Annotated in this window: 20 protein-coding genes and 2 pseudogenes; 7 read left to right on the top strand and 15 right to left on the bottom strand. The window is 47.7% G+C overall.

What is annotated here, in order from left to right:
- Positions 1-78: 78 nt before the first annotated feature.
- Both NG796_RS05800 and NG796_RS05795 read right to left on the bottom strand, forming a co-directional pair.
- The gene (locus tag NG796_RS05800; protein WP_015147155.1) at positions 79-600 is read right to left on the bottom strand and encodes an NYN domain-containing protein; all 522 of its coding nucleotides are present in this window, start codon (positions 598-600) and stop codon (positions 79-81) included.
- A 931-nt stretch (positions 601-1531) separates the two neighbouring features.
- Complete coding sequence (locus NG796_RS05795; RefSeq protein ID WP_261204967.1) at positions 1532-2179, bottom strand: response regulator transcription factor; 648 nt, start codon at positions 2177-2179, stop codon at positions 1532-1534.
- Positions 2180-2218: 39 nt separating this feature from the next.
- Between NG796_RS05795 and NG796_RS05790 the strand changes: the two genes are divergently transcribed.
- A complete protein-coding gene (locus NG796_RS05790) occupies positions 2219-2350 on the top strand; it encodes a hypothetical protein (protein WP_261204966.1) in 132 nt (43 codons plus the stop codon).
- A 435-nt stretch (positions 2351-2785) separates the two neighbouring features.
- On the opposite strand, the gene NG796_RS05785 is transcribed toward NG796_RS05790, so the two are convergent.
- Positions 2786-3238 (bottom strand): (2Fe-2S) ferredoxin domain-containing protein, encoded by a 453-nt coding sequence (locus NG796_RS05785; RefSeq protein ID WP_261204965.1) that lies wholly within the window; start codon positions 3236-3238, stop codon positions 2786-2788.
- 284 nt (positions 3239-3522) lie between these two features.
- Between NG796_RS05785 and groES the strand changes: the two genes are divergently transcribed.
- The 4 genes from groES (at position 3523) to NG796_RS05765 (ending at position 6207) form a co-directional block, all read left to right on the top strand.
- Positions 3523-3834 carry a co-chaperone GroES gene (gene groES / locus NG796_RS05780; RefSeq protein ID WP_015147152.1) on the top strand — a complete coding sequence of 104 codons (312 nt, stop codon included), beginning with the start codon at positions 3523-3525 and terminating at the stop codon, positions 3832-3834.
- Between the two features lie 91 nt (positions 3835-3925).
- Complete coding sequence (groL, locus tag NG796_RS05775) at positions 3926-5560, top strand: chaperonin GroEL (protein WP_261198494.1); 1635 nt, start codon at positions 3926-3928, stop codon at positions 5558-5560.
- Between the two features lie 148 nt (positions 5561-5708).
- Positions 5709-5981 (top strand): BrnT family toxin, encoded by a 273-nt coding sequence (locus NG796_RS05770; protein WP_261204964.1) that lies wholly within the window; start codon positions 5709-5711, stop codon positions 5979-5981.
- A gap of 7 nt (positions 5982-5988) precedes the next feature.
- Positions 5989-6207: a hypothetical protein gene (locus NG796_RS05765; protein ID WP_261204963.1), complete on the top strand. Its 219-nt coding sequence runs from the start codon at positions 5989-5991 to the stop codon at positions 6205-6207.
- Positions 6208-6216: 9 nt separating this feature from the next.
- On the opposite strand, the gene NG796_RS05760 is transcribed toward NG796_RS05765, so the two are convergent.
- From NG796_RS05760 to NG796_RS05720, 9 genes are all read right to left on the bottom strand, one after another.
- Entirely contained in the window at positions 6217-6396 is a 180-nt protein-coding gene (locus tag NG796_RS05760; RefSeq protein WP_261204962.1) for a hypothetical protein, read from the bottom strand.
- Between the two features lie 94 nt (positions 6397-6490).
- Positions 6491-7273, bottom strand: coding sequence for a leucine-rich repeat domain-containing protein (locus tag NG796_RS05755; protein WP_261204961.1), 783 nt, complete (start codon positions 7271-7273; stop codon positions 6491-6493).
- Between the two features lie 38 nt (positions 7274-7311).
- Complete coding sequence (locus NG796_RS05750) at positions 7312-7458, bottom strand: type II toxin-antitoxin system HicA family toxin (protein ID WP_261204960.1); 147 nt, start codon at positions 7456-7458, stop codon at positions 7312-7314.
- A gap of 147 nt (positions 7459-7605) precedes the next feature.
- A complete protein-coding gene (locus tag NG796_RS05745; RefSeq protein WP_261204959.1) occupies positions 7606-10464 on the bottom strand; it encodes a COR domain-containing protein in 2859 nt (952 codons plus the stop codon).
- A 978-nt stretch (positions 10465-11442) separates the two neighbouring features.
- Positions 11443-12435 carry a pentapeptide repeat-containing protein gene (locus NG796_RS05740; RefSeq protein ID WP_261204958.1) on the bottom strand — a complete coding sequence of 331 codons (993 nt, stop codon included), beginning with the start codon at positions 12433-12435 and terminating at the stop codon, positions 11443-11445.
- A gap of 657 nt (positions 12436-13092) precedes the next feature.
- Complete coding sequence (locus NG796_RS05735; protein ID WP_261204957.1) at positions 13093-14097, bottom strand: pentapeptide repeat-containing protein; 1005 nt, start codon at positions 14095-14097, stop codon at positions 13093-13095.
- Between the two features lie 324 nt (positions 14098-14421).
- Positions 14422-15036: a CP12 domain-containing protein gene (locus NG796_RS05730; RefSeq protein ID WP_261204956.1), complete on the bottom strand. Its 615-nt coding sequence runs from the start codon at positions 15034-15036 to the stop codon at positions 14422-14424.
- 96 nt (positions 15037-15132) lie between these two features.
- Positions 15133-15777, bottom strand: coding sequence for a hypothetical protein (locus NG796_RS05725; RefSeq protein WP_261204955.1), 645 nt, complete (start codon positions 15775-15777; stop codon positions 15133-15135).
- A 376-nt stretch (positions 15778-16153) separates the two neighbouring features.
- Positions 16154-16993, bottom strand: coding sequence for a pentapeptide repeat-containing protein (locus tag NG796_RS05720; protein ID WP_261204954.1), 840 nt, complete (start codon positions 16991-16993; stop codon positions 16154-16156).
- Positions 16994-17347: 354 nt separating this feature from the next.
- On the opposite strand from NG796_RS05720, the gene ilvD reads away from it, so the two are divergent.
- Positions 17348-19030: a dihydroxy-acid dehydratase gene (gene ilvD, locus NG796_RS05715; protein WP_261204953.1), complete on the top strand. Its 1683-nt coding sequence runs from the start codon at positions 17348-17350 to the stop codon at positions 19028-19030.
- Positions 19031-19083: 53 nt separating this feature from the next.
- On the opposite strand, the gene NG796_RS05710 is transcribed toward ilvD, so the two are convergent.
- Complete coding sequence (locus NG796_RS05710) at positions 19084-19818, bottom strand: Uma2 family endonuclease (RefSeq protein ID WP_261204952.1); 735 nt, start codon at positions 19816-19818, stop codon at positions 19084-19086.
- 173 nt (positions 19819-19991) lie between these two features.
- Positions 19992-20795, bottom strand: coding sequence for a calcium-binding protein (locus tag NG796_RS05705; protein ID WP_261205136.1), 804 nt, complete (start codon positions 20793-20795; stop codon positions 19992-19994).
- Positions 20796-20821: 26 nt separating this feature from the next.
- Here NG796_RS05705 and NG796_RS05700 point away from each other — a divergent pair.
- Positions 20822-21244 (top strand): annotated as a pseudogene (locus NG796_RS05700) (DUF4277 domain-containing protein); the annotation flags it as partial.
- A 174-nt stretch (positions 21245-21418) separates the two neighbouring features.
- Here NG796_RS05700 and NG796_RS05695 read toward each other — a convergent pair.
- A pseudogene (locus NG796_RS05695) lies at positions 21419-21832 on the bottom strand (transposase family protein); the annotation flags it as partial.
- Positions 21833-21981 lie beyond the last annotated feature (149 nt).

The following is a 21981-nucleotide window of genomic DNA, read 5'->3' as shown; positions in this document are numbered from 1 at the left end:
AACGAAAGCGGGCGGTTAGGGGTGCGTTTGTTGCACTGCCGTATTCTGATTCTAACCGCCCATTTAGACTTCTGACTTCTAATAATCGATTTTCTCTATGTGGTCGCGAATATCATTCAGGTCAATATAGCGATCGGTGGCGTTTCTTAACTCTCGGGCAATCATTCCTTCCGTTGAAACGACAGTGATATGAGTATTTTTAGAGCGTAATAGTTCGATCGCCCGCTCGAAATCTCCATCTCCACTAAATAGCACCACTCGGTCATACTGTTCTACGGTATTAAACATATCAACGACAATTTCTATGTCTAAATTGGCTTTTTGAGAATAACGGCCCGAGGTGTCGTCATAATATTCTTTAAGGATTTTCGTGCGAACCGTATAGCCCAAACTAATCAGTGCATCTCTAAAACCCCGTTGGTCCTGCGGATCTTTGAGCCCGGTGTACCAAAAGGCATTAATTAACATAATCCCAGGCTGCTCTTGGGTAAAATATTCTAGCACCCTTCTGGGATCGAAAAACCAACCATTCTTTTGTTGAGCGTAGAACATATTGTTCCCGTCTACAAAAATAGACAGACGGTTCATTAAAAAACCCATAGAAACTTAGACCTAATATTAGTAGAAAATAATTAACCTTGAAATGTGAATCCCTGCGGGTTTATCAAAATAAACCGCTTTGGATGGAGTTACCAAAAGAGCAGAGCGTTGGTTGGCTAATATCAGCCAACCCGACGGAATCCCCTGAGCCAGCAATTGACAGTTCAGGAAGTTTTATCCTGAATGCTGGGGGTTCTGAGCTTTGGTACGCCAATTAATCTTCAGCAGTGATCCGAATATGAGAGTCCCACGCCAACCTAGGTAAAGCCGTATTTTTGGCGCTACCCATCGAGGGTTAAAACGGGCCGAACTAAGAAGTTTGAATGCTTAAGACAGCAGTTGTGAATAGGTTAGAGTTTTTTCTATCATAAGTCTGTTTAGGAAATAGCATCATTCTACTTCATTGCCCGTTATAAAATCGCGATATGGATATTTTTTGTGATGTGGGATTAAATAAATATATGCTGGGTTGAGTTTGGCCCTATCACCTCCGGTCACTGATTGAGTAGCGTTCGTATCTCATTAACAACTTGATGAATTCGGGGAGGCCCAAATCCTTCTTTATCACTTTACCGCTAAAACCGAGTTCCTGATTGACCAATTTCAAATAGGAGGGGGCGATCGCCTCTCCATAACCCTAGTAGCCGCCTTGTTGCTGCGTCTAGGGACAGAACAGCCGCTGCGCGATGTGTCAAGAATTAGCAGAAATCCCAACCCGTCCTAGCCGCCTCCAAGAAGCTTGATTTTGGGAGAATCGATCGGAGTACAACTGGCGTCACGGCTGATCCCACTGGGTCAGTTAAACGGGACAATCATCTCGGGATTCGACCCAGGGGACAAGAAACCGGGTTTCTGTTGCTCAAAAAAGTGGCGGACTGAGGAGAGATGAGGTCAAAAAACCCGGTTGGTCTTCCCTCGCTATACCCAGGCCCTAAGCCATTTTACTTTCAATGGCCCACCGTGCTAACTCCGTCCGGTTATGCAGACCCGTTTTCGCCAGCATATTGGAAACGTGACTTTCAATGGTGCGCTGGGAGACTTTCATCGCCTCCGCAATTTCCCGATTTGCCATTCCCCTAGCCACAAACTGAACCACCTTGGTTTCTGTAGGCGTCAGTTCCACATCAAAGGGCACCTGAATTTTAGGCCCATTCGTACCCAATTTGATTTGATGCTGAAGCAATCTACCGGCTTGCTTGAGGGATGCTTCCACCTGAGAGACCAGTTCTTCCGGTTCAAAGGGCTTAACCATATAAACATCAGCCCCAGTATTTAAGCCTTTGACCCGATCTTGACTTTGACCTTTGGCGGAAAGGAACAGGACCGGAATCCAATTCGTGCGGGGGTCTTTTCTAACCTGTTCTACAAAGGCATAGCCATCCATTTCTGGCATCATGACATCACAGATAATCATGTCTGGCATTTCTTTTTCTAAAATGTCGAGGGCTTCCCGGCCATTTTCTGCCGTGGTGACCTCGTACCCCCGAAATTCCAGATAGTCTTTAACTAACAGGATTAAGTTGGGGTCATCGTCAATCAGCAGAAGTCTCTTTTGAGCGCCTATACTGGGTTCAGTCATGTGTTATTCAGTACCAAATTTTGAATGGATTAAATGTAGATGGTTCGAGCCTTACGCTGGAAATTTGATGAAATCCGGTGGGGAATCCCCATCGGAGTGTTAGAGACCGAATTTCTCCGTTGGCGATCGCGTGAGTTTGATTCCCTGCCTTCCCTGATTTTTAGCCCTTAACCGATTGGCTCGAAACTACCCGCTGCGAGCGCTTTACTCTCAGGAGTAATCCGGTTAGTGGGTTTCTACAAAACTAATCTATTAATAAATATTACTCGCCATACAGGTTTAGCTCGCTATCGATTATAACGGATTGTCCTATGGTTTAAAGGGTTTTCAACCCAGGCATCCCTAGGATGAGCTTCACCCCGAGAAATCAAAGGAAAAAACCAGGATAGAACGACGCGATCGCCCCCTCCCAAACCCTCGGACTAATTGTACCCTTGAGTCGGGATACTTGTTCCTCCCTCATCCAATTTTTTCCCCAACCTTGCCACCTCCACCGAAGGCTGATCCCGTTGTTGGACTCCCCATTCTCGCCAGAAATCTCTCCGGTTGTCCTACCCCTCGTCGGGCCCCCAGAGCGGTCAAAAAGGGGAAAGGGGATTACGTCTTTCATTCGTTCAACCTCCTCTTTTCAGCATCAGGAGTGGGTAATGGATGAGTTAGAAATGCATACTCCTGCACCACCTGGTTCCCAATTAAATGCTCTTGGATAATCCGTTCAATCACCTCTGGCGTGGCCGAACGATACCAGACCCCATCGGGATAGACCACCAAAATTGGTCCATCACAGCAAACCCGCAAACAGTTGGCTTTCGTGCGAAACACACAATCGGGACGAGTCGGCGTGACGCGATCGAGCTTTAACGCTTTTAGCCGTTGTTTCAAATAATTCCAAGCCGCCAGACCCTCCTCTTGAGAACAACATTTCGCCAAAGTCTGATCGGCACAGATAAAAACGTGCCTTTGAATCTGTTTTAATCCCAAAGTCTCAACACAGGACTCTAAAGGACTCTCATCCCCAGGTTTACAGGTAACTTGTTCCGGAATTGGTTTTTCTATCATCCTTTCCTCTCCGTAAAAATCGGTGCAATCCGTGGTTTTCCTCCCAACTTCCCCACCCTCTGTCCAGAGGTCCCCTCCAAAAAGTTCGGGAACCCGTACAGAACAAATAGTTGCGTTCAGTACAAACATTCCGTTAAATTAGCACTCATGGGTCGAGAGTGCTAAACCTACCGCTCACAGGAAGACTGAAAAGAGATAAAACTCAAGCCAGTCAAGACTTTGGAGAGGATAAGGCCAACGCTATCACCCGAATCGACTATAGATATGGATAAGGAGGATTTTACATGGCTGCTGTTTCTTTAAGTGTTTCTACCGTTAAACCCTTGGGCGATCGCGTGTTTGTCAAGGTCAGTGCTTCTGAAGAAAAAACTGCCGGTGGGATTTTGCTCCCCGACACCGCCAAGGAAAAACCCCAGGTTGGTGAAATTGCAGCAATTGGTCCTGGCAAACGCAACGACGATGGTTCTCGCCAAGAGTTAGAAGTCAAAGTCGGTGACAAAGTGCTCTACTCCAAATATGCAGGCACCGACATCAAACTCGGCACCGATGAGTTCGTCCTGCTTGCCGAAAAAGACATCCTAGCGATCGTCGGCTAAAACGGGTAAACCCCCTCAACAAGTTTTACCCTACATCTGATTTCAACTTCATCTGAAATAGTACACCTCATACAAACAGCAAAGGACACCTATGGCTAAACGTATTATCTACAACGAAAATGCTCGTCGCGCTCTGGAACGAGGCATGGACATCCTGGCAGAAGCGGTTGCCGTCACCCTAGGACCCAAAGGCCGTAACGTGGTGCTAGAGAAGAAATTCGGCGCACCTCAGATCGTCAATGATGGGGTCACCATTGCCAAAGAAATCGAACTGGAGGACCACGTTGAGAATACCGGGGTAGCTCTGATTCGCCAAGCCGCTTCCAAAACCAACGATACCGCTGGTGATGGAACCACCACTGCAACGGTTTTGGCCCATGCAATGGTTAAAGAAGGACTCCGCAACGTCGCCGCTGGTGCCAATGCGATCGCCCTCAAACGTGGAATTGACAAAGCAACTGCATTCTTAGTTGAAAAGATTGCTGCTCATGCTCGTCAGGTCGAAGATACCAAATCCATCGCCCAAGTCGGAACCATCTCTGCCGGTAACGATGAAGAAGTCGGACGAATGATCGCTGAAGCAATGGATAAAGTCGGTAAAGAAGGCGTGATTTCCTTGGAAGAAGGGAAATCCATGACCACTGAACTGGAAATCACCGAAGGGATGCGCTTCGATAAGGGATATATCTCCCCTTACTTCGTCACCGACACCGAGCGCATGGAAGCCGTCTTCGATGAGCCGTTCATCCTGATCACCGACAAAAAAATCAACCTCGTCCAAGACTTGGTGCCCGTGTTAGAGCAAGTCGCTCGTGCCGGTCGTCCCCTGGTGATTATCGCTGAAGATATCGAAAAAGAAGCCTTAGCAACCTTGGTGGTGAACCGCCTGCGGGGTGTGCTGAATGTGGCTGCTGTGAAAGCGCCTGGATTTGGCGATCGCCGTAAAGCGATGCTCGAAGATATCTCCGTGCTCACCGGCGGTCAACTGATCACCGAAGATGCTGGTTTGAAACTGGACAATACCAAGCTGGATATGCTCGGTAAAGCCCGCCGCATCACCATCACCAAAGACAGCACCACTATCGTGGCCGAAGGTAACGAAGAAGCCGTCAAGAGCCGCTGCGAGCAAATCCGTCGTCAGATGGAAGAAAGCGAATCTTCCTACGATCAAGAGAAGCTGCAAGAACGGTTAGCCAAACTCGCCGGTGGTGTTGCCGTCATCAAAGTCGGTGCCGCAACGGAAACCGAAATGAAAGACCGCAAACTCCGCTTAGAAGATGCCATCAACGCCACCAAAGCGGCAGTTGAAGAAGGCATCGTTCCTGGCGGTGGTACCACCTTGGCTCACCTGACCCCAGTGTTAGAAGAATGGGCCAATTCCACCTTAACGGGTGAAGCGTTAACCGGAGCTTTAATCGTGGCTCGGGCGATCGCTGCTCCCCTGAAGCGGATTGCTGAAAATGCCGGACAAAACGGTGCTGTGATTGCCGAACGTGTGAAAGAGAAAGAATTCAACGTCGGTTACAACGCTGCCACCAATGAATTTGTGGATATGTTTGAAGCCGGTATTGTTGACCCTGCCAAAGTGACTCGTTCTGCTCTGCAAAACGCAGCTTCCATCGCCGGTATGGTGTTAACCACCGAGTGCATCGTGGTTGACAAACCCGAACCCAAAGAAGGCGCTCCCGCAGGTGCGGGAATGGGCGGCGGTGACTTCGACTACTAAGGTTTGAATGGGTGCGGTGACTTCGACTACTAAGGTTTGAATGGGTGGCGTTACAATTAATTAACGCACCGTAAAATAAAAGGGGGATAGGCTATTGCCTGCCCCCCTTTTGTTTTGGGGGGTTAAACTGTAAGGGCATCTGCTAGGTATGGAATTTGAATGGAATGAAGCAAAAGCGGCTTCTAATTTTGTAAAACATGGGGTGTCCTTTGAGGAAGCGAAGACAGTGTTCGCGGATCCGCTGTATGTAGATTTCTACGATCCGGATCATTCCGAAGAGGAAGATCGCTATATTATTATGGGAGAATCGCAGCAGGGACGTTTGTTGCTAGTGGCTTACACGGAACGAGGAAAGGGAATTCGGATTATTAGTGCAAGAACTGTAACCCAGAGTGAACGGAGAACTTATGAAGAGGGATGAGGAACCGATGACAGATGAACTTCGCCCGGAGTACGATTTACGCAGTTTACGGGTGAGAAAAATGGGGTCAAAGCGCCAAAGTTTCGGTGGGACAACTATTCAACTCGCTCCGGATGTAGCGGAGGTGTTCCCAGATGCAGAAGCGGTGAATGAGGCTCTACGGTTTTTGATTAGAGTAACTCAGGAAAATCAACCCCCTATTCCCACGAAACAAGGGGATGGGTAGGGGAAGATTTCAGTCTATTGCTGGATGGTAAAATTGGGTTCGGTCCTCTCGCAAAAGTTCTGCACTATCGCTAAAGGTGCATCCTGCATATTTCGCTCTAGCGCGATCAAGTTTTTCCCAGGCTTGTGCTGCGATCGCCTGCTGTTTGACGGATTCCGCTTCGATGGCTGCTTCTAAAATTGCTTTCACTTCCGCTTCTACAGTGCGATCGTGTTGCCGTGCGAGAGGTTTTGCCCACTCCCCCCTCACCCACGACGATAGGTTTGGCTATTCATTGGGATTGTTAGATCTGGAGTTGTTCGCGCAAGTAGGTTAAAACTGCTTCATGCCCTTGTCTGACAATTTCTGACGGTGGGAAGGTGAGTGGGTTCTTATCAAGCTTTAGCCATTTCAGATTAGAGAGTTGCCCCATTTCCGGGGGGAGGGTACTCAGTTGATTGCTCCAAATGTCTAGCTGTATTAGATTGGAGAGTTGCCCAATTTCCGGCGGCAGCGCAATGAGTTGATTTTCCCCTAGGAATAGCTCAGTCAGATTGGAGAGTTGTCCAATTTCCGGGGGGAGTGTACTCAGTTGATTGCTCAAGAAATCTAGCATAGTCAGATTGGAGAGTTGCCCAATTTCTGGGGGGAGTGCACTCAGTTGATTCTCCCAGAGGGTTAGCACAGTGAGATTGGAGAGTTGTCCAATTTCTGGCGGTAGCTCACTCAGTTGATTGTCCCCGAGGGATAGCATAGTCAGATTGGAGAGTTGCCCAATTTCCGGCGGTAGCTCACTCAGTTGATTGTTGTCGAGGGATAGCTCAGTCAGATTGGAGAGTTGCCCAATTTCCGACGGCAGCACACTCAGTTGATTGTTGTTGAGGTATAGCCATCTCAGATTGGAGAGTTGCCCAATTTCCGGCGGCAGCGCTCTGAGTTCATTACTGCTGAGGTATAGCTCAGTCAGATTGGAGAGTTGCCCAATTTCCGGCGGTAACGTTGTGAAATCCTGGGATGAAAGGGTGAGAGAGGTTACCTTTTCCTCGGCAGCTTGTTGGATAATTTGCAGCAGTTCTTCTTCTGTCATCACTCAACCTCAGCGGTGCTTGTCGGGCTTTTTTTGACTCAGGCGGATGGGGTTGGGGGGTGGCGCTTGGTTTCGGAATTATACCAAATTTCATGGCTTCCTGCCGCTTGCCGGTCAAAAACAAAGCCCAACAATTTTAGAATTTTGACAATTTCTCGATCGCCAAATCCAGCCAGTCTACCCATGATTAACTATTGCCCTACTACTAACGGGCAATCAAAGCGATCGCCGAGGGTTTCCAAGGAGTCTGGTTGGTTGCGATCGCAATTTTAGCGAATTGTGGCGCGAGTTAAGGACAAGGCACTGCCTTCTCCTCACCCAATTTTCCCCAATTACCGCTGATACTGTTTGGCATGATGTTCGCACAACCACAAATAATGTCCTTCCGGCGTCAAAACCTTCCGCAAGCCACCCCAATGCTGAGGCGGGTCTTTTTCGTCCAAAAGTTGCCGCAACCTCCGTAGAGCAGCTCCCTGGAGGCGTTCTAGGTCATAATGTTTTCGGGTTTCCGTCCCCGCAGGGTGTAGCAAATTCTGTGGGTCCGCACCTTGTAATTTGGGCAATTCTGCTGCTAAATGTTCCATGAATTCGATATCTCTTTCCGCCAGCAATTTTTCGTAGGGTTCCACATCCAGTTGAATCAATGGCTTGGCATATTTTAAAATTTTGGCTAACTTCTGAATGTGCGGTGCCATGACTTTAAACCATTCGGCGGGATCGTCTATTTCATACAAACCGCCATCAAGTGCCGGATGCCATTCTCCTGGTGCTTCGCAATACAGTTGTAACTCAGACTTCTGCCCCAATAGCTTCTTTTTCCAGTTTGCGCTATCGCGGGGACGCAAGGCAAATACACTGGGACAGTGGGATTCGATTTTTTGTTGTTCGATGTGGAAAATTTTGGTAAACTCACGTTGGACTAATTCCCGATTTCCCGTTGCTATTTCGGTTTGTCGGGTAATGACATTTTGCTCTAATTGATCAAGACGGGATAATAAAACGGCGGTTTGTTTGTCAGCATTGGCAGGAGAAGCGGCGAGATTTTGCGGGTTGATGTCTAACCCATAGAGCAATTTAACCACTGAGATATTGTCCATACAGTCCGGACATTCCAGGCTTAAGCGATTGTTTTCCCAGCGCTTTTGTAAGTTCTGCTGGTCAAATTCCTGTGAACCCTGTGGACAGCCGACAACGGAACAGGGTATGGTGCGTTTCACCTGCAATCCTTTAAAGCGGCTTAAGGTCAATTCTATGCCGTCGCGCAGGAGGGTGAAGAAATTCTGCGGGGTGGCACCGCGCACGGTTAATTGCAGATAGTTTTGTTGGGGAAATGCCTGGACTAAGGCTAAATGTTTTGCGGAGTTGCTATCAGCGAGTAAGGCCCCGTTGCGCCAGTGGATGCCGGTGGAAAAGCGGTGCGATCGGGCGATAAACCAGGTCGGAATTCCTGCCGGGATGGTATTGAGTTGCCATTTCATTGACATTTCCTGACAGTTGCCGGTGGTGAGAATTCCATCCCATCGGGGTTGATAGTTCGGCGGATCTAAGGGCAAACATTCCACGATTAAGCTGGCATCTTCGGGAACAGATTCTGCCTCGTTGCGAATTATGTAGGAGAGGTCAAACTGCTCCAGCAAGCGGAGGAAATTCTGGCGCATGAAGGGGTCGAGGTCTTGCCAGAGTTGGTTCATTTCCGTGCGTGTGAGAATGCCCTGGCGCTGTTTGACCGTTTCACTGCTTAAAACTCGGCTGATATGTTCCGTCACCCATTCCGGTTTGAGGATAACGATTTCATTGAGTGCGGGATTATCGTGGAAATAGAGAATTTCGCCGAGTTCGTGGAGATATTTTCTGAGAATGGGAATGCTATCCGGGGAAACCCCTGCTTCGGTCATCCGGGTTTCCAATTGTTGCGGCGTGATGTATTTTTCCGAGAGGGAACGAATGTCATTGGCGGCATCAAGCCAAGTTTTCGGCCAGAGTTCCCCCATCAAGGGCAGTTGGGCGGCAGTTTTGGTGATCCAGTCGCGCAGATTGTCGATTCCTTCTCCGGTTTTGCTGCTGATTTCGCACTGTCCGACAATTTGGGGATATTTGCCCTGGAGTTCGGCCAGGGGAATGCTGGGATGGCGATCGTCGATTTGGGTGGCAATCAGCAGAATCGGAGAGTCGGGAGCAAGGGAGGAGAGAGTATCGAGCCAATAATAAAGTTTACCCTGTTCATAGCCATAGCGCGCATTCCAGGCGAGGAGGAATAAGGAGCGGTTGGTGAGGAAAAATTGATGGGTAGCATGATAGATTTGCTGTCCGCCAAAGTCCCAAGCGTTCAGTTGCATCGTGACCTCGGGTTTACTAGGATGGGGGAATTCCAGGATGCGGATATCGATGCCATGAGTGGTGGATTCCTGGGGGTTGAATGGTTCGCTGCGCAGGACTTTTAATAGAGAGGTTTTGCCCACACCCCCCTCGCCCACCACAATAAGTTTGGATACCCATTGGGGTTTTTGTGTGGGGAGTGCTTCTTGTAGGTAGGCTAAAGTGGCGTCAATTCCTTGGTTTAAGATTTCCGGGGGTGGGGAAGTGAGGAGGTTGCTACCGAGGAAGAGGGTGTCTTCCGAACTTCTTTCTGGTTTTTCTTCAAGGAGGAAGCGGCCCTTGTTCCGATGTCTTAGGTAGATTAGGAAGGGGGCGTCTTCTAGTATTTCTTCAAGGTTGATAGCTTTGAGGTTAGTGAGATTGGCAATTTCCGGGGGCAGCGCAATCAATTGATTGCCGTCGAGTGATAGCTGGATCAGATTGGAGAGTTGCCCTATTTCTGGCGGCAGCACACTCAGTTGGTTGTTGCGGAGGTCGAGGGTTGTCAGATTGGAGAGTTCCCCAATTTCCGGCGGCAACTCACTCAGTTCATTGTCCCAAAGGTCGAGGGTTGTCAGATTAGAGAGTTGCCCAATTTCCGGCGGCAACTCACTCAGTTGATTATATCCGAGGTTTAGCTGTGTCAGATGGGAGAGTTGCCCAATTTCCGGCGGCAGTGCTCTGAGTCGATTTTCCCAGAGGTTTAGCTGTGTCAGATGGGAGAGTTGCCCAATTTCCGGCGGCAGCTTTTTCAATTTCTTGTTAGAAAGGTCGAGGGAGGTTACCTCATCCTCGGCAGCTTTTTGGATAATTTGCAGTAGTTCTTCTTCTGTCATCACTCAACCTCAGCGTTGCTTAGTGGGCTTTTTTTGACTTAGGCGGATGGAATAGGGGGGTGGCGCTTGGGTTGCCGGGGGAGGGGTGGCATTCGGTGGGTGCATTTTCGGTCAATTGTCCGATTTATGGGGGAATGCTTCGCTTCTACTTGGGTTTGGCGCTGCGGAATATCCGCTCTGGTTTTTATTGTAGGGTATTCCCTGGTCTAGTTTTGTTGGGTGTACAGATTGTGGGAAATCTATAATATTTGGCGCTTGGGGGAAGATGGGGGGAAACGCTGAGTAGGGGACTGGGAGAGAGGAAGGCGCGCTGTTGCTGTCAGTCAGGCCGATCGCCTCTATTCTGTAAGGTTTAGAAACAACTCTTGTTACCGTTCGGATGGCTTGTTATTCTCACTCACAATTTGTACAAGTTCCTCTTGCAAGGAACGAGATAACCGATTAATGGTAACGAAAAGATACCAACACATTAACATCCCATAAAAGGGCTGAATAAATTTGTAAACTCCTGGGTAAACTAGGCAATAGAAGACAAAGGAAAATAGGTGAAATACTGTACTCGCGAAAATTACTCTTCTCACAAAATGAAATGAATTCAAGAGTAACGGCTTTAAATTAAAACTCAAATATACGAAAAGACCGGACAGCCCTAAGCCAATGATTGTCAAAAGAATGCCGATTAAATTTTGGTTATCCCACTTTAGATATAGATAAAGGTCACCCAAGTTGTTGAGGATACTGAGTATCCCAACTACACCCAAAAAAGCTCTTAATGACCCAACTGATTCTTTCATGAATTTTACCTGGGGTATTATAAATCCTTCCCGATATTTGCTCTAACGACGTGATGAAAGCGATCGCCTATCGGTTACAGGGCGGTAAATCTAAAAGTAGGGACAGGGTTTTTCCCTGTCCCTACTTTTAGATTATATTTGGGGAAATTGTACCGGCATTTTGCCTAACCGGATGAATTTCTGACTATTCGTAAATTCGGCCATCCTGCATCTCGCGAGTATCAGGCAGGGACATATCTTCCCAATGTGAGGGTTCAAAATAGGCTCCTCGCAAATCCGCCTCACTTAAATTGGCCCCTCGCAATTCGGCTACATTAAAGTTTGAACCACATAAACAAGCGCCCTGCAAGCTCACATCGGTTAAATTGGCTTGAAACAAATTGGATTGTACCAAAAGGGCTCCCGTCAAGTCTGCATTTTGGAGGTTCACATAAGATAAATCCGCTTTACTCAAGTTTGCCTCACAGAGGTCACTCCGAGTCAAATTTGCGCCATTCAAGCAGGCAGCGTGAAGGTTCGCCCGAAACAAAAATGACACCCGCATCTGGGCTGAACTTAAGTTTGCAGCGCTTAAATTGGCTAAGGAGAGATTGGCCCCGCTGAGTTTTGCTCCACTGAGGTTGACTCCCTCCAACTGGACGCTATTGAGGTCTACCCCATTCAGATAAGCTTGTGTGAGATTAACTCCCGTTAATGATGCTCCCCGCAACAATGCCCCACTCAATCTAGCACCGCTGAGGTTGGCCCAATTTAGGTTAGCATTGACTAAGTTGGCGGCTCGCAAATTAATTCCGCGCAAATCCGCTCCACAAAAATTCACCCCGCCTAAATTAGCTAACCGCAAATTCACCCCGGACAGGATTGCTCCACTGAGTCGCGCTGCCGTGAGAATAGACTTAACCAGATACGCACCTTTTAAGTTAGCTTTGGTTAAATCTGCATGAGTCAATCGCACTTCATTTAATTTAGCAAAACTCAGGTCAGCACGATGTAAAAAAGCGAGGTGTAAATTGGCCCCAGTCAAGATCGCCCGAGATAAGTTGGCCCCGACAAAATAAGCCCCAGAAAAATCACATCCGGCTAGGTTAGCTCGTTCCAGGTTGGCTCCGTTTAAATTAACATCTCTAAACGATCGCTCTCCTGCTGCATACCGTTCGAGGAGTTCATTAGTATCCATTTTACGTTACTCTCCTTATGGCTTAAAAGCCCCTTATTCTTTACTGGAGTCCGTTGCCCCCTAAGCACTGAATTCAATTTGGGCATCGCTGGGGCTTGCCGTCCCGGTTTTTTTATGGAAAAAATGGGATTTTTTTTGACATAAACTATTCCTATCTCTATTAAAGCATTAGCAAGGATAAAAAACAAGAGCAGGAAGCAATTTAGTAGATACGCTAACGGGGATAATAACGTTGAGAATAAACGGTGAATGAGTGAGATGCTTTTTGCACCCCGTTGGTTGTTAATCTCCCGTTTTTTGCTTCGTTTCAAACCGCTTAAGGGTTTTTATACTCAATAGATTAGAAATGGACTGTTCCCGGTGGGATTAGTGAAAATCCGGGTAGGTATTTATAGACCGATATTTTTTAGATGAGTTCAAAGTGCGATGGTATAGAGCGTCGGTATCCCATCACAGAAAGAGAATAACCGGATGGCACAGCCCCAGTAGATAGTTAAAGGTGTGCCTTCTATAAGTGTGCTGGAGGCATCACATCGGGCGCGCTCTTGTCAAGAGCCAGCCCGATGCTCGCACTCCAAAAGAATGGACCGGATAACTCTGGTAAACACTAGATCTCATTAGTTTTCAGCACCCTGTTTGATCCTCTTGGCAATGGGTTTAGGAATGCAGAGTTCCGTCGGGCATCACCGCACCCGTGAAATCCGCATCCTGCAAGTCTGCACCCACCAGGGCCGCATCCCGCAGACTGGCTCCCCGGAGATTTGCACCCCGCAAGCAAGCGCCATCCAGGTCAGCTCCCCATAAATAGGCCCCTTCTAAGTTGGCATTGGTGAGATCGGCTCCAGTTAATTTGGCTAAATTGAGATTAGCATCCCGGAGATCGGCATTGCGCAAGTCGGCTTCCATGAGGTCAGTTTTCATCAAATTGGCCCGACTGAAATGACCCCCTTTGAGAATACTGCCATGTAGATTGGCTTGTTTAAGATTTCCGCCTTCAAAATCGGTAAATCGCATTTGAGTATCCCGCAAATCTGCACCCATAAAGTTAGAGTCACGCAGGTTTGCTCCGCTTAATTTAGCCTCGTTGAGTTCGAGTCCACTAAAATTAATCCCTTCCAAATTGAGGCCATTTAAAAAAGCCCCGGTGAGTTTCACTCCGTTTAAGAGTGCGCCTTTGAGACAAGCGCCGCTGAGTCTAGCACCACTGAGGTTACTCCAATTCAAGTTAGCCTGAGTCAGATTTGCCCCTCGGAAATTAATTCCATTGAGGTTAGCACCGGAGAGGTTAACTCCCATTAAATTGGAGCGATAAAAATTGACCCATTTGAGAATAGCACCACTGAGTTTTGCGCCGGTTAAATCGGTATTGGCTAACTGAGCGCCTTGGAGGTTCGCTTTGGTTAAATCTGCCTCAATTAGTCGGCTGCCTTTTAATTTGACGAAGGTTAAATCAGCGGCGTAGAGAAATGCACCGGATAATTGGACTTCCATCATTAAGGAGCGACTTAAATTAGCCCGCGCCAAGGATGCGTCAATGAGATTTGCACCGAAAAGGTTCACCTGTTGCAGGGTTGCGCCGATCAAGTTGGCTAAATTCAGATTCCAACCCCGAAAATCGCGATCGCCTGCCGTGTAGCGTTTTAGTAATTCATACCCATCCATAATTGCCCTCGCCCTATTTTGCCCTAAATATCTATTATTTAGAATGCCCGGGTGAGTAGGCAATATCATACTCTGCGAAACATTTCGTAAAATAATGGGTTTCTTTTAAGGTTTTGCTGTCGGGTATCAACTATGTGGGTTGCGCCCCTCACTTAAATAGTCAAATAAAAACAACTGTGCGATCGCCAAAAATGCGATCGCACAGCTTAAAAATTGTAGGAATTCGACCTTAGCACATCGGAGGGATTATCATCAGCGATCGGTTTGAATCCCTGAACTCATCGTCATGTCATCCCGTCGAACCCGCCTCAATGCCTTAGAAACTTAAACGTCATACAGCCGAGCTTCATCTGCCTCGGGGTTTTCTTCGCAGTATTCCTCAAATGCACTCTTAACGGGTTTCATCGCCCGTTGATGAGACGCTTCAGCTTGTAGTTCCTCTACTGCATCCCAAGCAGCCGCACATTCTTTAGAAGTTGGGCCTTTTTCTGCACAGATAGCACGTGCTTCCTGAACCGCTTTTTCCAGTTCACTCTCGAACAGTTTGACTTTCGGTTTCTCTACAAAATCACTCTTAGTTAGAATATCGCTCACGGAAATAATTCCGAGCAAGTCTCCTTTGATGACCGGAGCACGACGAATCCCAGTATTGGCGAACAACCGGGCCACATATTCTACACCGAGATCAGGATTGACAACGATACAGGGTTTGGTCATAATTTCATACACCCGCATCTGTTTCGGGTCATGTCCAAACGCTGCTACTTTGTAAACAATGTCCGTTTCGGTCACAATGCCATAGGCATCTCCATCATGGCGACGGGATACGACTAACGCCCGCAAGCCCTTTTCTTTCATGAGCTTAACGGCTTCTGCAACGGTGGCAGAGCCGCGAATGCTCACCACCTCTTTGGTCATGATATCTTGAGCTTTCATCATTCTTACTTCCCCTCGGGGCCAATTATTTTTAGGGTTCTTGATCGATCGTATAATAGAATGGGGCATCCGCAGCGCAAAGGGAACAAGTTGAGTCCGTTAGCGGTGTAAACCTTTTTGCCAAATTCCAATGTAAACGCGCTGTGCTGGTGGATTTCCCGAGGAGGTGGGACGAATCTCCCATTCGATCGCCCCTTTGAGGTGACCCAGCGCAAAGCTGTACCGGCGTACCTGACCCCGCCACACTTGTTGAAATCCCGAGGAGATTTCTTCATTAAGCTGGCAACCTAACATACTGTTTAAGGTACCTAGAATAATTTCCGTGTTGACGCTTTGAGCAAAGGAAGCTTCGGTTTGCTGCAAGAGTAGGGATTGGCGATCGAACAGGAATCCGAGACTGACCTCATGAGGGATCAGGTCATAACTGACGGCGTGAGTATTGGGCCAATATCCGGGCAGAGTTTGACTGGGAAAGCCAAACATTCGGAAGACTGAATCTTGATGAATTCCCGGTTGAAATCCAGGAATTCCTAAGCCGATGGGTTCCTGACGGCAGGGGATGTTTTCTGGGTTAAGGGTGGGTTCTTCAAAGGGGTTAGACTCTCGAATGATCGAGAGTAGGGACACCGGACCGGGGTTGGGTCCGATAGCCTGGGGATGAGAGAAGGCGGGAGAATGCACGAATATAACCGAAAGTCCCATGAGGACAAGACTGATGACGCTAACCTGACTAATCAAAATCATCGCTCGATTCCTGACAAAGGCTCCTGCACCCGTGATGCGGCCAAACGTGGCACGAAACGTTTTTAAAATATAGTCTGGGGCGATCGCCCCGTCATCCCCGTTTCAGCGATCGCGCCAAACGGGGTAAAAACTCAGTAGATAGGGGTTACAGCACATCGGGTCAGTGCTGTGAATGTTGCCCCTAGAGAAGATAGACTGGACAACAGGGCCAATTGTTCGAGGTCCGATCGCAACGGTTGGAGGGTCGATACCTGATGCCTTTGCACCCTAAGCAGGGGACTGGCTGATCCCAGACCCTAGGCGCTCAATTCCAGGACAATTCGGACTGCCTCCCGTCAAAAGAGGCAAAATACCTGGGCAACTCACGCAACAGGTGCTATTGGTGGGTCAACCCATTGGGCATAATGGCTCCCGTCAAGTTGACATCCCGGAGGTTTGTCCGATACAGATTCGTATCCATTAAAATTGCATTGGTGAGGTTGGCTCCCGTGAGGTTGGACCAACCCAAGTTAGCGCGATATAGACTGGCTCCTTCTAAATTCGTCCCGCGCATGGTGGTCCAACTCACGTTGGTTCCCCGGAGTTGGCTTTTTGTTAAGTCCGCTCCGGCTAGATTGGATCCACTCATATTGGCCCGACTCAAGTCAGACTCTCGGAGATTGACCCCCGTTAAGTTGGCTCCATTTAAAGTAGCATTGGTCAGATTCACCTTTTCCATAATCGCCTGAATCAAAATGGCGATCGTTAGGTTGGCCCCTTCTAAATTCGCGCCGGTCAAGTCGGATTCACTTAAGTTCGCTCGACTGAGATTGGCCTGATTCAAGGTTGCTTCTTTGAGATTTGCCCAACCCAGCCTAGTCTCGCTGGCAAGAGCCTGTACCATTTTAGCTTTCTGTAAATTGGCTCGTTCTACAATGGCTCGGCTAATATTTGCCAAACTTAGGTCTGCTTCACTTAAGTCTGCTCTACTTAAGTTGGCATTAATCAGATTGGCTTCTCGCAAGTTGGCTTGATGAAGGGTAACCCCCACGAGATTAGCTTCTCGCAGGTTTGCCCCCGTGAGTTTGGTCGCGGTCAGGTTGGCCTGACGTAAGTCAGCATCGCGAAAAGTAACTTCACTTAAGTCCAACCCGGCTAAGTTGGCACCAATCAAGTTTAGGTTCCGAAAATCTCGTTCTCCAGTTGCATATCGCTCTAGTAATTCATTTACATCCATGTCCTGTCGCCTCTTTGCTATCGCTCTGTGCAAGTCTAGTGGTGGGTGCTTCCAATGTATCGTCTTCAATGTCACAAATCACTTTTAAGAGGAATTGAAAGTGGGAAAGGGGAGATGGGGAGATGGGGAGATGGGGAGATGGGGAGATGGGGGAGATGGGGAGGATGGGGGAGATGGGGGAGATTGGGGGGATTGGGGAGATGGGGAAAGGGAAATGACAAATGGGGTGGGATTCTGAGACAATCTAAAGATAGATCCTAGGGGGAGAAGCGAAAGTTGGGAGGCAAACAGCTATAACCAAACCCTACTCTACATTAGCCCCTGGAGATTTGCTCTCGTTTACCGGAAAAAAGAATGCCTGATAACCTTAGAAGTCAAGCCGTCACCCAAGGACACGCGCGATCGCCCAACCGAGCTATGTTGCGGGCGGTTGGTTTTTCTGACCCCGATTTCGTCAAACCGATTGTCGGTGTTGCCAATGGATTCAGTACCATTACTCCCTGCAATATGGGGCTGGATATCCTGGCAAAACGGGCGGAAAATGGGGTTCGTGAGGCCGGGGGAATGCCTCAAATTTTTGGCACGATTACGATTAGTGATGGCATCTCAATGGGAACCGAGGGGATGAAATATTCCCTGGTGTCCCGCGAAGTGATTGCGGACTCCATTGAAACCGTTTGTAATGGTCAGAGTCTGGATGGGGTCCTAGCTATTGGCGGATGCGATAAAAATATGCCGGGGGCCATGTTGGCGATCGCCCGCATGAATATTCCCGCAATTTTTGTCTATGGCGGTACCATCAAACCGGGTCATTTGGACGGAAAAGACCTCACTGTCGTCAGTGCGTTTGAGGCAGTTGGGGAATACAGCGCCGGTAAAATTGACGAAGAGCAACTGCTACAAGTGGAACGCCATGCCTGTCCTGGTGCGGGTTCCTGTGGTGGGATGTACACAGCCAATACCATGTCTTCCGCCTTTGAAGCAATGGGGATGAGCTTGATGTACTCCTCGACAATGGCCGCAGAAGATGCAGAAAAGGCCGACAGTACCCAAAAATCGGCTCATGTCTTAGTCGAGGCCATTCGTAAGCAAATTTTGCCCAGTCAGATTCTCACCCGCAAGGCGTTTGAAAATGCCATTGCGGTGATTATGGCGGTTGGGGGTTCCACAAATTCGGTGCTCCATTTACTGGCGATCGCCCGGGCGATGGGAGTCCCCCTCACCCTGGATGATTTTGAAACCATTCGCGGTAGAGTTCCGGTGCTCTGTGACCTCAAACCCAGTGGGCGCTATGTGGCAACGGACCTTCACAAAGCAGGCGGCATTCCCCAGGTGATGAAAATGCTCCTGGTCCATGATTTATTGCATGGAGACGCGCTAACTATTACCGGCCAAACCGTTGCAGAATTGTTGGTGGATATTCCCGCCGAACCCCCAACAGGACAGGATGTAATTCGTCCCTGGGATAACCCGATGTATCGTCAGGGTCACTTGGCGATTCTGAAAGGCAATCTCGCCTCTGAAGGGGCTGTTGCTAAAATTAGCGGGGTGAAAACGCCGGTAATTGAGGGTCCCGCCCGGGTATTTGATTCCGAGGAAGAGTGCCTCAAAGCAATTTTGGATGGCAAAATTAGTGCCGGTGATGTGGTGGTGGTCCGCTATGAAGGTCCGAAAGGCGGACCGGGAATGCGGGAAATGCTGGCCCCGACTTCGGCCATTATTGGCGCAGGTTTAGGGGATAAGGTGGGATTAATCACCGATGGCCGTTTCTCCGGAGGGACTTACGGTCTAGTGGTGGGTCACGTTGCCCCTGAAGCTGCCGTCGGCGGGGCGATCGCCTTAGTGGAAGAAGGGGATATGATTACCATCGATGCCCGCGATCGTAAGTTGCAGTTAAATATATCCGATGAGGAATTAGCCCGTCGTCATGCCAACTGGCAACCTCGCGCCCCCCGTTATACAAAAGGGGTACTCGCGAAATATGCTAAGTTAGTTTCATCTAGCAGTCTCGGTGCAGTTACAGATTTAGATTTGTAATTAGCCTGTTGTGAGAGAGGGAGAAGGTAATGCCTTGTCCCTCTTGATTTGGCTTAGTCATCAAGATTAATACCTTGTTCTTTCAGGAGTTGGGCGAGGCGATCGGCCCGTTGGCGTTCTGCCTCCGCCCGTTGCTGTTCTGCATCCGCCCGTTGGCGTTCCCGGTAGGCAATTTCCTCCGGGGTGGGATATCGGTTCCCCTCAGCATCGTACCAGTACAACCACTCCCGCTGCCAATTTTCAAACGTCCCGATTCCGCGTCCAATGGCTAATCCAATTTCCGGCATCCAAACGGGTTCCCCAGATAGGCGGATATAGTCTCCATCGACTAACTGATACACCTCGAAAACTTCATGGCGATCGCGTCGGTAAAAATTGGGATTATAAATTGCATAGTAGCTAACTCCCATCTTAGCATAAATTTTCATTTTGTCATCGTATTCTGCCCCATAAGTATGGGAAACGCATTCTAAAACAAAAATGGGCGGAATGTTATTTTCCAACCAAACAATATAACTTTTGCGTCCCTCGGAGTCACGCCGATGCGGTACTCCCAAACTCAGAAACCCATCGGGGACGATCGCCACCCGGGGATTCTCTCCCGTAGCATGGTAAACCCCCATATTGAACCCAAAAAACCAATCTTGGCGACTGGACCAAAGATAGCTTAAAATGGCTCGGAGTAAGCCCGGAACTAAAGCTTGCAGTTCGTTATCCACCGGAGTATCATCAGAGTCTGGTAGTTCATCTGCATCAGGTAAATTTTGCAGAAAATTGTAATTTACCATAATTTGGGGAATTGATAAAGTTGTGGTTCTATTTTAACCGATTGATTCCCGATGAGGGGGTGTGACGCTCTTTTTTACCTTTCTATCTGGTAATAAACGCATTCAGGAAATTCAAATAGAAAAAAAGGACAAGGCATTACCCTGTCCCTCCCGTAAAAATTGGATCAGATTGGTTAAACAACCGTAAAGAAATCCTGCTGATTCAGGGTAGAAGCATTGAGACCATTGAGAATGCCGAGTAAGTCATTTCCAGCATAAATCCATATGCTGTTGTTCTGCTGAGTCAGGGTTAAATCATTAAAAGTTAATCCTTGTACTAACCCGATTAAATCCTCTCCATCGGTAAAGTCAAGAATTAAATCGGTTCCCGCATGGTGGCGAATTACAAAGCGATCGCCTCCTGCACCGCCCATGACAAGATCATATCCTAAATCTCCGAACAACCAGTCATCACCATTGCCACCGATAAGGATATCATTATCTTTGCCACCCCAAAGCACATCCTCCCCATCACCACCTTCTAAAGTATCATCGCCTTGGTTGCCAGAGACGAAATCATTGCCACTACCCGCACAGATTATATCATTGCCCAGGTCACCAAACAAAAGGTCTGTGCCATTTTCGCCCATGACGGTATCATCTCCTTTACCTCCATGTAAGATATCGTTGTCATTGCCTCCCTTTACAATGTCATCGCCTTGGTTCCCATTGGCGAAGTTGTTGCCATTACCTGCAAGGATGATATCGTTGCCGTAATTGGCATACAACTGATCATCTCCCTCGCCACCGAGGATAACATCATCATCTTTACCCGCATGAATTACATCATTGCCGTTACCGCCTTCGATGTAATCATTACCTCGGTTACCGTGAATGAGATCATTGCCCTCACTTCCCAAGAGGTTATCGTTACCGGACAATCCATGTAGGAAGTCCTTGCCGCCAAATCCATTGAACCTACATTCCGCAGGTAAAATGGGAGAGCTAGGAATATTCTAAAACCATGACAGACATAGCATCTAACATCATAGTACACGATATTGACCACTGTGGCATAGTCGCGGGCATCATTGATGAGATAGGACTCGTCGAGCTGATTAACCGGGAACTCGAACCCCACCCCCTCACCCTGGTAAGTCCAGGAATCGTGGTCAAAGCAATGATTCTCAATGGTTTAGGGTTGGTGAGCGCCCCCTTGTACTTATTTTCCCAATTCTTTGTCGGCAAAGCCACAGAACATCTTCTATCCGAGGGGATAACACCAGAGTTGCTCAATGATGACCGATTAGGTAGAGTCCTAGATGAACTCTATAAAGTAGGCATCACTCAACTATTTGTCAAAGTAGCCTTGGCTGCGGCTAAAAAGTTCCGAGTAAATACCCAGAGTAAGCAGCTTGATTCAACATCGTTTCATGTTCATGGGCAATAGACATCTCCAAAAACTCCAAAACATTACCAGAAAAAGATTCTAAACTTATCGGTTATTTTTCATCTGCATTGATTTTTTACGAGAATATAGGGGTTTAAGGAGATTTGAGTTAAAAATCGCCAAATTATTGGCCCTTATTAATCGGTATATGCAGTTGACAATTTACAAGTTTTAGTTAGGCAAAATTAAGGCCCCTATTTGTAATCTTACCAAACCACACACCGTAGAAATTACCGACTCGTAATTTGAGCGCTTTAGCCTAAATCTTTCGGAAGCAACACGGAAAATTTTTAGCTTTCTAATTAGATGTTCTACAAAAATTCGCTTAGATGAAAACACTTTATTTTCTTCTTTCTGTTCGATACTTAGTTCTTGATTTCTAGGCTTTTTATGGGGAGTAGAGATTTGAAATCCCCCGACATAAGCCTTGTCCCCTTTAAACTTTTGATTGGGGTCAAACTTTGTTTGCTGCTCTTTAAATATTTTTATGTCACTAACTGGTCCTTTTTTCCCAATTTTTATATCCACAATATCTTTACCTTTGGGGAGAACAATTAACTGATTTTTAAGAGTATGAGTTTTCTTCTTTCCTGAAAAGTGTTATTTTTGCTCTTCGTTGTCAGTGGGCCGTTCTATGGGCTGTTCAGTGCTATCTATTGTTAACTCATAAACCGTGAGTATTTCTTTGACTACTTCTAGATCTCCCACTTTTTTTTTGACCTGTTCTAAAATGC

The sequence above is a fragment of the Laspinema sp. D2d genome (assembly GCF_025370755.1).
Classification (GTDB): domain Bacteria; phylum Cyanobacteriota; class Cyanobacteriia; order Cyanobacteriales; family Laspinemataceae; genus Laspinema.
Note: the sequence above shows the minus strand (reverse complement) of the source record. Positions and strands in the feature narration are given on the sequence as shown.

What these genes read in the sequence shown, in the direction of transcription:
- ilvD (WP_261204953.1), top strand. Translation starts at nt 17,348, where the DNA reads ATGCCTGATAACCTTAGAAGTCAAGCCGTCACCCAAGGACACGCGCGA.
- NG796_RS05755 (WP_261204961.1), bottom strand. Translation starts at nt 7,273, where the DNA reads ATGACAGAAGAAGAACTGCTGCAAATTATCCAACAAGCTGCCGAGGAA.
- NG796_RS05800 (WP_015147155.1), bottom strand. Translation starts at nt 600, where the DNA reads ATGGGTTTTTTAATGAACCGTCTGTCTATTTTTGTAGACGGGAACAAT.
- NG796_RS05750 (WP_261204960.1), bottom strand. Translation starts at nt 7,458, where the DNA reads ATGGGTAGACTGGCTGGATTTGGCGATCGAGAAATTGTCAAAATTCTA.
- NG796_RS05735 (WP_261204957.1), bottom strand. Translation starts at nt 14,097, where the DNA reads ATGGATGGGTATGAATTACTAAAACGCTACACGGCAGGCGATCGCGAT.
- groES (WP_015147152.1), top strand. Translation starts at nt 3,523, where the DNA reads ATGGCTGCTGTTTCTTTAAGTGTTTCTACCGTTAAACCCTTGGGCGAT.
- NG796_RS05730 (WP_261204956.1), bottom strand. Translation starts at nt 15,036, where the DNA reads ATGATGAAAGCTCAAGATATCATGACCAAAGAGGTGGTGAGCATTCGC.
- NG796_RS05790 (WP_261204966.1), top strand. Translation starts at nt 2,219, where the DNA reads ATGGTTCGAGCCTTACGCTGGAAATTTGATGAAATCCGGTGGGGAATC.
- NG796_RS05725 (WP_261204955.1), bottom strand. Translation starts at nt 15,777, where the DNA reads ATGATTTTGATTAGTCAGGTTAGCGTCATCAGTCTTGTCCTCATGGGA.
- groL (WP_261198494.1), top strand. Translation starts at nt 3,926, where the DNA reads ATGGCTAAACGTATTATCTACAACGAAAATGCTCGTCGCGCTCTGGAA.
- NG796_RS05740 (WP_261204958.1), bottom strand. Translation starts at nt 12,435, where the DNA reads ATGGATACTAATGAACTCCTCGAACGGTATGCAGCAGGAGAGCGATCG.
- NG796_RS05745 (WP_261204959.1), bottom strand. Translation starts at nt 10,464, where the DNA reads ATGACAGAAGAAGAACTACTGCAAATTATCCAAAAAGCTGCCGAGGAT.
- NG796_RS05765 (WP_261204963.1), top strand. Translation starts at nt 5,989, where the DNA reads ATGACAGATGAACTTCGCCCGGAGTACGATTTACGCAGTTTACGGGTG.
- NG796_RS05710 (WP_261204952.1), bottom strand. Translation starts at nt 19,818, where the DNA reads ATGGTAAATTACAATTTTCTGCAAAATTTACCTGATGCAGATGAACTA.
- NG796_RS05795 (WP_261204967.1), bottom strand. Translation starts at nt 2,179, where the DNA reads ATGACTGAACCCAGTATAGGCGCTCAAAAGAGACTTCTGCTGATTGAC.
- NG796_RS05720 (WP_261204954.1), bottom strand. Translation starts at nt 16,993, where the DNA reads ATGGATGTAAATGAATTACTAGAGCGATATGCAACTGGAGAACGAGAT.
- NG796_RS05770 (WP_261204964.1), top strand. Translation starts at nt 5,709, where the DNA reads ATGGAATTTGAATGGAATGAAGCAAAAGCGGCTTCTAATTTTGTAAAA.
- NG796_RS05785 (WP_261204965.1), bottom strand. Translation starts at nt 3,238, where the DNA reads ATGATAGAAAAACCAATTCCGGAACAAGTTACCTGTAAACCTGGGGAT.